The 12,506-nt window shown below is 34.6% G+C and carries 11 protein-coding genes; 9 read left to right on the forward strand and 2 right to left on the reverse strand.

Annotated elements, in window-relative coordinates:
* Positions 1-153: 153 nt before the first annotated feature.
* A complete protein-coding gene (locus tag ACNQGG_RS11205; protein WP_417964004.1) occupies positions 154-429 on the forward strand; it encodes a hypothetical protein in 276 nt (91 codons plus the stop codon).
* Between the two features lie 64 nt (positions 430-493).
* Here the strand turns inward: ACNQGG_RS11205 and prfA are convergent, their stop codons facing one another.
* Positions 494-1,570 carry a peptide chain release factor 1 gene (prfA, locus tag ACNQGG_RS11210; protein WP_417964006.1) on the reverse strand — a complete coding sequence of 359 codons (1,077 nt, stop codon included), beginning with the start codon at positions 1,568-1,570 and terminating at the stop codon, positions 494-496.
* A gap of 487 nt (positions 1,571-2,057) precedes the next feature.
* On the opposite strand from prfA, the gene ACNQGG_RS11215 reads away from it, so the two are divergent.
* From ACNQGG_RS11215 to ACNQGG_RS11230, 4 genes are all read left to right on the forward strand, one after another.
* Positions 2,058-2,969, forward strand: coding sequence for a hypothetical protein (locus tag ACNQGG_RS11215; RefSeq protein ID WP_417964008.1), 912 nt, complete (start codon positions 2,058-2,060; stop codon positions 2,967-2,969).
* A 3-nt stretch (positions 2,970-2,972) separates the two neighbouring features.
* Entirely contained in the window at positions 2,973-3,605 is a 633-nt protein-coding gene (locus tag ACNQGG_RS11220) for a hypothetical protein (RefSeq protein ID WP_417964010.1), read from the forward strand.
* A gap of 132 nt (positions 3,606-3,737) precedes the next feature.
* Positions 3,738-4,358 (forward strand): hypothetical protein, encoded by a 621-nt coding sequence (locus tag ACNQGG_RS11225; protein WP_417964012.1) that lies wholly within the window; start codon positions 3,738-3,740, stop codon positions 4,356-4,358.
* Positions 4,359-4,744: 386 nt separating this feature from the next.
* Positions 4,745-5,395: a DUF1801 domain-containing protein gene (locus ACNQGG_RS11230; protein WP_417964014.1), complete on the forward strand. Its 651-nt coding sequence runs from the start codon at positions 4,745-4,747 to the stop codon at positions 5,393-5,395.
* A 28-nt stretch (positions 5,396-5,423) separates the two neighbouring features.
* Here the strand turns inward: ACNQGG_RS11230 and ACNQGG_RS11235 are convergent, their stop codons facing one another.
* Complete coding sequence (locus ACNQGG_RS11235; protein ID WP_417964016.1) at positions 5,424-5,630, reverse strand: hypothetical protein; 207 nt, start codon at positions 5,628-5,630, stop codon at positions 5,424-5,426.
* 21 nt (positions 5,631-5,651) lie between these two features.
* Between ACNQGG_RS11235 and ACNQGG_RS11240 the strand changes: the two genes are divergently transcribed.
* The 4 genes from ACNQGG_RS11240 to ACNQGG_RS11255 all read left to right on the forward strand — a co-directional run bounded on the left by ACNQGG_RS11240 (position 5,652) and on the right by ACNQGG_RS11255 (position 12,467).
* Entirely contained in the window at positions 5,652-7,943 is a 2,292-nt protein-coding gene (locus ACNQGG_RS11240; protein ID WP_417964018.1) for a DNA topoisomerase 3, read from the forward strand.
* Positions 7,944-8,204: 261 nt separating this feature from the next.
* Positions 8,205-8,684, forward strand: coding sequence for a DUF6265 family protein (locus ACNQGG_RS11245; protein WP_416856830.1), 480 nt, complete (start codon positions 8,205-8,207; stop codon positions 8,682-8,684).
* Positions 8,685-8,881: 197 nt separating this feature from the next.
* Positions 8,882-11,254 (forward strand): TonB-dependent siderophore receptor, encoded by a 2,373-nt coding sequence (locus ACNQGG_RS11250; RefSeq protein WP_417964020.1) that lies wholly within the window; start codon positions 8,882-8,884, stop codon positions 11,252-11,254.
* A 64-nt stretch (positions 11,255-11,318) separates the two neighbouring features.
* Positions 11,319-12,467, forward strand: a complete 1,149-nt coding sequence (locus tag ACNQGG_RS11255) for a PepSY-associated TM helix domain-containing protein (protein WP_417964022.1) — start codon at positions 11,319-11,321, stop codon at positions 12,465-12,467.
* The last annotated feature ends 39 nt before the right edge of the window (positions 12,468-12,506 follow it).

Genomic DNA, 12,506 nt, shown 5'->3' on the forward strand with positions numbered 1-12,506 from the left:
CTTGGCAGAACAGATCCCGAAACAGCCTCTTCACCTGAAAGAACTTGATTTCCAAATAAATAAGAGTGAATTATATAATAAAAATAAATTTATATAACAAATAAAACCAAAAGATATGCCATCTTTGCAGTATTAATCTAACAAAATAAAACCATGAAAAAAATTATTTTATCAGCAACTTTAATTGCAACTACAATTTTGTTTGCAAACCCAAAAGAAAAAAAGGACCCAACAACAATTACCCAACAACAAAAAATTAAAATTAGCAAAACAACAAATAAAACGGTGTATTTCTGGGAAATAAATACCCCAAGTGGTTATGCAAGTGGTTATACTCTTTCTGAAGCTAAAGCAAAAAAAGCAATCCAATTAATGGCTACAAATGACATAGTAACTTATAGAATTATTGAAGCCTACAAAAGTTTTTAAAAAAAAATACCATGCTAAATTATTTAGCATGGTAACTTTTCTCTTTATTCTTGCCTCTATTTTCTTAAAAAACTTCGCTGGCTTCTTTCAATTTTTCCATGTTGTTGACTAACGCTAGCTCATCAACAATTTTCTGAATGTCACCATTCATGATATTTCCTAAATCGTATAATGTTAATCCCACACGGTGATCCGTTACACGACCTTGTGCATAGTTATAGGTACGAATTTTTGCCGAACGGTCACCAGAACTTACCTGAGACGTACGTTTGGTAGCATCTTCCGCTTGTTTTTTGGCTAATTCCTGTTCGTACAAACGGGAACGCAATACGCCAAATGCCTTGTCTTTATTTTTATGTTGTGATTTTTGATCTTGACATTGCGCCACCAATCCTGTTGGAATGTGTGTCAAACGAACCGCTGATTTGGTTGTATTTACCGATTGTCCACCTGGTCCTGACGAACAGAAAAAATCCACACGTACATCATTCATATCAATCTGAACGTCAAACTCTTCTGCTTCCGGCAATACCATAACAGTCGCTGCCGAGGTGTGTACACGTCCTTGCGTTTCCGTTTGCGGTACCCGTTGCACACGGTGAACACCCGCTTCAAACTTCAAGGTTCCATAAACATCTTCTCCGGTCACTTCAAAAATCACCTCTTTGAAACCACCCGAAGTTCCTTCATTCATATCCACCACCGAAGTTCTCCAACCTCTGTTCTCGCAATATTTAGTGTACATACGGAATAAATCTCCTGCAAAAATACTCGCTTCATCCCCACCCGTTCCGGCACGAATTTCCACCATGACATTTTTGGCATCTTCCGGGTCTTTAGGAATCAACATAAATTTGATTTCATCCTCCAGTTCCGGTAATCTTTCCTTCGCTTCTTCCAGTTGCATTTTGGCCATTTCGGTCATATCTGCATCACTGTTATCCGCTATTATTTCGTTTGCTTCATCCATATTTGCCATGAGAAGCACGTATTCATCTCGCTTTTCTGCCAAAGCTTTCAACGTTTTATACTCTTGATTCAATTGCACATAACGCTTCTGATCCGAGATAACATCCGGCTGAATGATCAAATCCGATATCTCATCGAAACGTTGTTTTACTATTTGAAGTCTATCTAACATTTTCTTAGTCCTTTATTTGGAGTGCAAAAATACGAAATTTTTGTTTAAAGTTTCAAGTTTGATGTTTCAAGTTTTTTAGTGATAATTTTAGCAACTATTTAGGTAGAATAATACTATTTTTAGGAGCTGTTTCCTGCTATTCGCTTGTATCTTTTCCTTGCTAAAGAAGCAAGAAAAAGGATGCCGCTTCTATCAGGGCTAGGTCATTTGTGCAAAAAAATAGGGTTTACGATTTTCAGTAAAATTGCTGAACCAAAAGGAGTTAGTTTTGAAAAAAAAATAAAGTTGAATAATTATTTATCAGTTTTTTCAGTGTTTTAAAAGTTAAAATTATATATTTGATAAATATTAATGTATGCCGTTCGTTATAAATACCTATCAAAATTATTGTATTTTTAATGACCCAATCTTCACTATAACAATACTATAATTTAGAGTTAATTTGCAAAATAGTGAACTCATAAATATTTAACATACTTACAAACAAATGTCTAAAGAAAAAATAGAAATAACGCTTAATTATGTCGACGATGAATACGTTGATTTAAATAACATGTCTATTAAAGCTTTAGAGTCTTTTCTTTCTGTTACAAATTCATTAAAAAATATTGCGGAAAGTATATCAAAAGAAGTCACCTTCACAATTAAAAAAGGTTCTGCATATACTGCTGTAAATGGTTCATCATTTGAGATTCAAAACATATACAATACAATTGATGAAGCAATAAGTGGTGAATCAATCGACGATACTATAACTTCAAACCTTAGAAATATTCAAAAAGAATTACAAAATGAAGTTTTTAAATATCAATTTAAATATGCAAATATTAATCTTGATGAAAGGATCAGAAAAGCTAAAAAAATAGTAAAAAAAAGAAGTAAGAATTTTTATCAAAGTGAACTAACTGTTTTATCAGGTTTTTTCAATTCAATTGGTGGAAATGATCCAAATTACCATTTTGACTATGGTTCAGGGCAAAAAACAACCATTGATTGTACTATAAAAGATGTTGATGAGTTAAAAGATTACTTATACAGGACTATATCTTGTCTTGTCTTGAAGAAATTTTCTATAGAAGATGAAGAAAAAATCACCTATTATCATTGTTCAATATTACAAGATAATCAAGTGAAATATTTTAGACAATTCGCGAATAATCTTAATGAAACAAAAGAATTATTTGAACGACTAGAATTGATATATGATTTTGTTGAAAATTCAAAATCTAGAATTGACGATTTATCTATTTTATTAAAATCTTATAGTTTATTATTTGATAATATAAATGAACTAAAAACACTACTAATCATTACTAAAAATTTGAAAGAAAATACCAAAATCAAAGATTATAGAAAAATCCTTTTAGATCATTTTGAACATGCACTAAATAAAATTTAAAGTATGTTTGATATTATAAATTCTTTTACCGAAGTCGATATAAAAAATAATTTTGTTGCAATAGGAAGTTATATTGGTAAAGATAAAATTCCTGAACACTCTGTTTTAGTGATTAAATATAATAATGAAATTAATCACTTTCATTATGGCGGTAAGGAAATATTGTTCGATAACATTTACAACGAAAATTGTTTTCATAAAATCACTGAAACTATTAATGCTGAATTAATACCATCATTTATAATGATGTGTAAAAGAGTTATGAAAAAAGCTAATCCAAGATACGGTTATTTTTATTCAGGAGAATATTATGATACAAATGGAGTACACTTTTCAGAAAAAGAAATATCAGAAACAATGACTTGTTCGGGATTTTGCCTTAATATCCTAAAAGGTTTTTTAGAACAAGATTATATATTTTATAATGATTGGAATACACCTTCTTATCCCACGAATGATTACTTAGAACGTTTTGCAAATCATTTCAATATTGACAAAGACAAAATAAGTGAATCACATCGAAGAATATCTCCTTTAGAATTACTATGTTCTGGATACTTTTCAAGTTTACCTATTAGGAAATCTCAAATCGATTTAAAAGTTGATGAAACTGCTGAGTATTTATTGAATTATTAAATACAAAGTAAATGCTCGTTTGCAACGAGTACCAATTTCAATTAAAGCACAATCGTAACGTTTGCAACGCTAAAAATTTACATTTTAAATCTTTTAAAATCCGTAACTTAGTGTATCCTAAACTTTACGATCATGAAAGTTTTATTTTTTATTATCCTACTCATAACGGTACAATCATGTACAACAAAAAAGTATATTCAGAAACGACAGCTGCCTGAAGGAATAAAATCGGCTACCGAAGAAATATATGTAGTCGAAAGTAATCAGAAAAAGCTTTTGCACAAAAAGCAAATGGTCTTTACTAGAAATGGCCGCATCAAATACTCCAAAACTGTCGATTCATTAGGCGATCTATTGCAAGAAACCAAAAAGAAATTATGGTTTGAAGTGGAACTGTATCCAGATAGAGAACCTTATTACTGTAAAACACGTTGGAAACCGAATCACCGTGAACGTATCAGCTGTTACACTAAAAAACAATACAAAGAAAACGAAGCCATTTATCATTATAATACAGATGGAACTATTGATAAAATAGTAGACAATTTTACAACTTTCAACACCCAGTATTTTTATTATACGAACAAAGAACTTTCTAAGATTGTTACCAAGGACAAAAAGGATACACTTATTGACGAAGTTTTAATATCCTGTGAAACCAAAGATGAAAAAGGTGCTTGTTTAAAAGAGATTAGAATTTCGAATAAAACAAACAATAAAGAAGAGATACTCTTCTACCCGAATTATGATTAACCACTCCCGCTCTGCGAAGTATAAATAAGTCGTAACAACAAAATATAATCGTGATGGCTCTGCGAAGTCCCAGCTCTGCGAAGTATAAATAAGTCGCAACAACAAAAATATAATCGTGATGGCTCTGCGAAGTCTCACGACTTCGTAGCAATTCCAATGATCAACAAACACATAAAAACAAAAGTCTCTAAAGTTAGAACGGCATATAACAATGGGTACGAAGTCGGGAGACTTCGCACGCAATCGCACAACACCTATCATAGTCACTCTTCCTCGTTTGCATCGAGTATGAATTTTAATTTAGAGCACCATCATAGCGTTTACAACGCAGTTTTTTAATACTTTTATCAAACTAAAACCTTCTTTATTATTTAAAATCTAATACAATGAATCCCAAAGTTGATGACTTTATAAACAATGCCAAAAAATGGCAGGCCGAAATAGAGCAATTGCGCTTATTACTGCTCGATTGCGGGCTGACCGAAGAATTCAAGTGGCGTACTCCTTGTTATTGTTTTCAAGGAAATAATGTTGTTATTATAGGCAGTTTTAAAGAATATTGTGCGCTTAGCTTTTTTAAAGGGACTTTGTTACAAGACAGCAATGGCCTTCTAAGTAAACCGGGAGAAAACAGTCAGGCAATGCGTTTTTTAAAGTTTACCAATCTGGCAGAAATCATAGAGCAGAAATCTATAATCAAAACCTATATTTATGAAGCCATTGAGATAGAAAAAGCAGGATTGAAAGTAAATTTCAAAAGCAATACCGAACTTGAACTGGTGGCAGAATTACAAAATACCTTAGCCAAAAACCCCGACTTAAAAACTGCTTTTCAAGCCTTAACACCGGGACGACAACGAGCCTACAATTTGTATTTTTCGGCTGCCAAACAATCCAAAACTCGGGAAACGAGAATAGAAAATTACATTCCGCGTATTCTTGACGGAAAAGGAATCAACGATTGCATTTGTGGGATGTCTAAAAAAATGCCTAGCTGTGACGGTTCACACAAATACATTCCGGTAGAAAATAAATAACAAGCTACAATATCTTTTGCTTTCGTTATTATGAAAATGAAACGAAATCATTAGCCCTGATGGAAGCGGCATCCTTGTAGTCCCGAAGCATCGGGACTACGAGATACAGCGGACAGCAGGAAGTTTCGTCCTTGAAAAAACTAATCGTTCTGCTCCTAATAAACAACAATTCCTGCCCGTTCATAACTCCTACCGATTTCTTTTTAATACCAATTTCTAAATTCCTAATTTGCACACTCAAAATCAGTAGGAGAAAATGAAGGTCTGTATTGCCGAGAAACCAAGTGTAGCACGCGAAATCGCATCCGTTTTAGGAGCCAATACCAAGCGAGATGGGTATTACGAAGGCAACGGTTATGCCGTAACTTACACTTTTGGTCATTTATGTACCTTGAAAGAACCGAACGATTACAAACCCCACTGGAAAAGTTGGGATTTGAACAACCTGCCCATGCTTCCCGATAAATTTGAAACCAAAGTGGTAGAGAATTCGGGAATCCAAAAGCAATTCAAAATCATAAAAAGCCTCTTTGACAAAGCCGAGTTGGTCATCAACTGCGGTGATGCCGGGCAAGAAGGAGAACTCATTCAGCGTTGGGTCATGAACGAAGCTCAGTACAAAGGCGAGGTGCAACGCTTGTGGATTTCGTCCCTGACCACCGAAGCCATCAAAGAGGGTTTTGAGAACCTTAAACCATCATCCAACTACGATAATCTATACTACGCAGGATTTTCCAGAGCCATTGGCGACTGGTTACTCGGTATGAATGCCACGCGATTGTACACCGTAAAACATGGCGGGTACAAACAAGTTTTGTCCATTGGAAGGGTGCAAACCCCAACCTTGGCCATGGTCGTGGACCGCTTCAAAGAAATCGAGAATTTTAAACCGCAACCGTACTGGGAGTTGCAAACTTTATATAGAGAAACGCTTTTTAGCTATGAGGAAGGACGTTTTTTGAAAAAGGAAGATGGCGAGCTTTTGTCCAAAAATGTCAAAGAAAGTGAGTTTGAAATCGTTTCTGTCGAAAAAAAGAATGGCAATGAGTTTGCGCCTAAGCTGTTTGACTTAACAGGCTTACAAGTGTATTGCAATACCAAGTTTGGGTTTACTGCTGATGAAACGCTTAAAATTGTTCAGACCTTGTACGAACAAAAAGTAGTCACGTACCCGAGAGTTGACACCACGTTTTTGCCCAATGATATCTATCCAAAAGTATCTGGTATCCTGCAAAACTTAACCAATTATGCAACGTTGACGCAACCGCTTTTAGAAAAAAAGATTAAAAAATCGACCAAAGTTTTCAACGATAAAAAAGTTACCGATCACCACGCGATTATACCAACGGGAATTCAAAGCAATTTGCAATACAATCAGCAACAAGTGTATGATAGTATTACAAAGCGTTTTATTGCCGTTTTTTATGACGATTGTTTGGTAGCCAATACGACAGTAATCGGGAAAGCCGCCAATGTAGCTTTTAAAACTACCGGAAAAGAAATTCTAAAAAAAGGCTTTCGTGTAGTTTTCGAAGATCCGAACGCCAAAGAGAAAGAAGCCGACATCTTGCCGAGTTTTGTTGTAGGCGAAAAAGGCCCACACGAACCCTCATTTTTAGAAAAGGAGACCAAACCGCCCAATCAGTTTACGGAGGCAACCTTATTACGTGCTATGGAAACCGCTGGCAAACAGGTAGACGATGAAGATTTACGTGAATTGATGAAAGAAAATGGTATTGGGCGTCCATCCACACGAGCCAATATTATCGAAACCCTTTTTAAACGCCAATACATCATTCGAAACAAAAAACAGGTCTTGCCAACGCCAACGGGAATTCAGCTTATTGATACCATTCAAAATGATTTGGTCAAGTCTGCAGAACTTACGGGTTCCTGGGAAAAGCAGTTGAAAGATATTGAAAAAGGAACTTTTACCGCCGCTGCGTTTATCAACAATATGAAGCGCATGGTTGAAGTCTTGGTGTATGAAGTGCGCAGTGAAACCAGACGCGCCAATATTTCACATGCCGGGAATGTCCAAAAAGAAGTGGCTAAAGTGGAGAAAAAGAAAGCAGCAGGAATTTTGGCGGAAGCCTGTCCAAAATGTAAAAAAGCAACACTTATAAAAGGAAAATCGGCTTATGGTTGTGGCGATTATAAAGCAGGTTGCACGTTTCTGTTGCCCTACACTTTTGCGGAGAAAAAAATATCCGAGAACCAATACTTGCGATTGCTTCAAAAAGGCTCTACTGTAAACTTGAAAGATTTCAAAACCGATACTGGTGTTGTGGAAGGTTTGCTACGCTTTGACGAAAATTTTAAACTCAAATTAGAACCGAAGAAAACGGAGGCGAAAGCCATTCCGGATGAATTAGTCTGTCCTAAATGTCAAAAAGGAACCGTTCTTAAGGGAAACACAGCTTATGGTTGCAGCCATTATAAATCGGGATGTGATTTCAAAGTTACATTTGATGTGGTTAGAATGAAACTAAAAGATCAAAAACCGACGAAAGAATTGGTGCATACTATTTTGAAAGAAAATATCTAAGACTATTAACTAAAATAAATAGCATTAAATTTTAACCATATAAGAAATGTAAGATCATTTAAGAAAGCTATAAAAATCAAGAACTTAAATATCCTTACATTTCTTATATGGTAAACCTTTTGATAACGATGGTATTTTAATTATCTGCTTGAAAAAGTATTCAATAGTTCACTCCTTTTGGATATTCCAGAGTTAAAAAAGGGACACTATTCTATTTTTTTATAATTTAGCAGTTCAAAATAACACCAAATACTTACACAAATGTTTCAAAAAATATTTTTCACACTGCTGTTATTAGCACTTGTTTCCTGTAAAAACTCCGAATCAAATGAAAAAGATAAAATCAAAGCAGCGCGCTGGTTACTGGGAAACTGGGAAAACAATGCTGCTGATGGAAATCTTTCCGAAACTTGGAAAAAAGTAAATGACAGCACCTTTCAAGCACAGTCTTACTTTATAAAAGAAAAAGACACCTTGCATTTTGAATCCATAACCTTACAGCAAAAAGGGGAACAATTAACCTATTCTGCAACCGTTAAAGGACAAAATAATGATAAACCGGTTTCTTTTAAATTAACAACTGCAACCGAGAAACAATTGGTTTTTGAAAATCCAAAACACGACTATCCTCAAAAAATAAGTTATACTCAAATTACTCCTGACAGTTTAGTGGCTAAAATTTCAGGAATTCAACAAGGGAAACCAAGTTCAGAACAGTTTTCGATGAAAAAAACCAAATAAAACATAACATTCCACATTGAAATTACAACCTTGCTCTAGAAAAGCAAGGTTTTTTTATACCTAAAATTATGGAAATCATCTTGTTAAAATATTATTTTTAATTAGTCTAAATAATATTTGTTAAATAAAAATTAAATTTTACTTTTGCTTTATTCTTATTTATTCTAAATAAGTATTAACTCATTTAATTTTTAACCATGAACTATTTAAAACAACGAATACCTCCATTTATTTTTATCGCCTGTTTATTGTTACTTTCTATAAACACCGCTTTTGCCCAAAACTCCGGTAGCATAAAAGGAACCATTTTAACTAGCGACAACAAACCCGCCGAAGGAGTTTCAGTTTCTATAAAAGGTGTAAACAAAAATACTATTGCAGATAACAATGGAACTTTTATACTAAAAAACATATCCGAAGGAGTACATATTCTAAAAGTTACTTTAGTTGGGTATAATGACTTAGAGCAAGAAGTAAAAATTACTACTGGGGAAATTACTGCCGTAGCATTAAAACTTACCTTATCAAACAATGAATTGAACCAAGTAGTGGTTTTGAGTAACAAAAGCGCTTTCAAAACGAATCGTGTTTCATCAACACTTCGTTTGCAATCGCCTATTATTGAAATTCCGCAAAACATACAAGTTATAACAGGGAAGTTGATAAATGACCAACAAATTTTTGATATGCTGGAAGGGGTGACTCGCAATGTGAGTGGCGCTACAAGAGTGGAACATTGGGATAATTACGCCAATATTACTATGAGAGGCAGTCAAGTAGCCGCTTTTAGAAACGGTATGAATGTCAGTTCAACTTGGGGACCACTTACGGAGGATATGAGTATGGTGGAACGCATTGAATTTGTCAAAGGCCCTGCAGGATTTATGCTCGCAAACGGTAACCCAAGTGGTTTTTATAATGTAGTTACTAAAAAACCAAGCGGACGTACCAAAGGTGAAGCGAGTTTAACGCTAGGAAGTTTTGATCGATATAGAGGAACACTAGATTTGGACGGAAAATTGACCAAAAACGGAAAATTATTGTACCGTATTAATGTAATGGGTGAAAAGAAAGGCAGTTACCGTGATTTTGATTTTAATGACCGCTACACATTTGCTCCAGTACTTAAATATTTGGCAACCGATAAAACAGCCATAACACTGGAATACACGCAGCAATTTTCTAAAGTAAATGCAGTTGGTTCTAACTATGTTTTTTCACACAGAGGATATGCTGATTTACCAAGAAGTTTCTCTACATCAGAAGCTAATTTAGATCCTACAAAAATGACAGAAAGAAACATTCTTGCTATTTTAGATCATAAAATTAATGAAAAATGGAAGTTTACTGCTCAAACATCCTACCTTAATTACCAACAAGAAGGAATGTCATTATGGCCTGCTGGTTTTGATCCAACCAATGATGCGATTCTTAAACGTGGTGGTGGAAATTGGGATATTTTAGGAAAAATCTATGTTGGACAAGCTTTTATAAATGGCGAAGCTACAACAGGATCCGTTACCCACAAAATACTATCGGGATTGGATTTAAGTGATAAAACATTTTTTCATGACTGGTCCCAATATTTCACGCTGCCTGATTTAAACATATACAATCCGGTACATGGTACACTGGCTGCTTCCCCTACTTTTGACAGAAGTAAAAGTCTGGAAGATAGAGGGGTAAAATACCAAAATAGTTACAAAGCGCTATATGTGCAGGACGAATTGGGTTTCTTTGACAACAAACTTAGATTAACATTGGCAGGAAGGTATACGATACTTAAAGCCTATAATGTTTATTCCGGAGGTACCAAAAACGAAAAATTCACACCTAGAGTAGGTTTAAGTTATTCTATTGATAAAAACACGGCCGCCTATTTCGTGAACGATCAATCTTTTAATGAAAACTACGGTACAAACTGGCAAGGCCAATCTTTTAAACCTGAAACTGGAGGAAATATAGAATTTGGCTTAAAAAGAGACTGGTTGAACGGAAAATGGAATTCTGTTGTTTCCGTTTACCAAATCACCAAAAACAATGTACTGACATTAGATCCGGAACATTCATCCGGAACACAACAATTCAGTAGAGAAAGTGGACAGCAAAAAACAAAGGGTTTTGAAGTAGATATTAGAGGCGAAATTTTCAAAAACTTAGATCTTATTGTTAATTATGCCTTTACGGAAGGAAAAACAACCAAAGACACTGATCAATCGCTTGTAGGCACTCAAGTAGCCGGAACTACAAGGCACATCCAAAATGCTTGGTTGAATTATAAAATAGACAGAGGAACGCTAAATGGTGTTGGTTTTTCATTAGGGTACCAATACCAAGTAAAAAGAGCACCCTGGTATATTTCGCCTGATAATAGTGCAATGCTTCCAGACTATTTCCGATTGGACGGAGGTGTTACGTACCAAAAAAACAAAATATCAGTCAATCTTGTTGTCAATAATATCTTGAATAAATACTTGTATTCTGGTGGATATTATAGCTATAGCGATATGTATTACTGGCAAACAGAAGCAGGAACTAACTTCCGCTTATCTGTTGGCTATAAATTTTAGAGTTAGTTAGTTTGTTTTGTTTAACTAAACTCCTCATTTCGATGGGGAGTTTTATCCATTTTTAATGAAAAATAATAATTTAAAAAAAGGGATTGGAAAAATACACCTATGGCTGGGTTTATCATCGGGCATAATTGTTTTTATAATTGCTATAACGGGCTGTTTGTATGCTTTTCAGGAAGAGATACAAAATTACACACAAGAATATCGTTTTGTAAAAGAACAGGAGGATACTTTTTTACCTCCTTCAAAATTAGCTGTAATTGCTAAAAAAGAACTTCCTGATAAATTACTGCATGCCATAAAATACAACGAAAAAAATAATGCTGCGGAAGCTGAATTTTTCCATTATGAACCCACCTATTACTATACCGTTTTCATCAATCCTTATACCGGGAAAATTTTGAAAACAGTAAACAACGAGGAAGGATTCTTTCCTTTTGTACTGGACGGACATTTTTACCTTTGGTTGCCCCATGAAATTGGACAAACAGTTGTAGCATCGGCGACATTAGTATTTCTGGTACTGCTAGTTTCGGGTTTAATTCTTTGGTATCCAAAAAACAAGAATGCCGCGAAACAACGCTTTTGGTTCAAATGGAAAAAAGGCACAAAGTGGAAACGTAAAAATTATGACTTGCATAATATTACCGGTTTTTATGTACTTATCATTGGAATTATTTTTGCCATTACAGGTTTAGTATGGGGATTTCAATGGTTTGCATACTCTTATTATAAAGTATCCGGCGGTGAAAAATCATTACTATATGAAGAGCCGCTTTCGAAAATAAATACAAAGACTGCAACTCATACAATCACAAACCCATTGGATAAAATCTGGCATCAAATGCAAAAAGAATACCCTCAAGCGGAATCCATTGAAATACATCCACCAGAAAAAGCTGCCTCTCCAATAGCTGCCAATGCTAATTCAGACAAAGGAACGTATTGGAAAATAGATTACCGTTATTTTGATCAATACAGCTTGAAAGAAATGAATGTTTCCCATCTATGGGGCAGACAAAAAGAGGATAAAATTGCCGATAACCTCATGAAAATGAATTATGACATTCACACCGGAGCAATACTGGGTTTACCCGGAAAAATATTCGCATTCCTATTTAGTTTACTCATTGCGAGTCTTCCAATATCCGGATTCTACATTTGGTGGGGACGAAACAAAAAAAAGAAAAACACAACTGTTACCGTTTAATACTATATAAAAAAGCATAATTGAAAAATTTAAGTAATG

It is taken from the genome of Flavobacterium esculini, from assembly GCF_048284325.1.
Taxonomy (GTDB): domain Bacteria; phylum Bacteroidota; class Bacteroidia; order Flavobacteriales; family Flavobacteriaceae; genus Flavobacterium.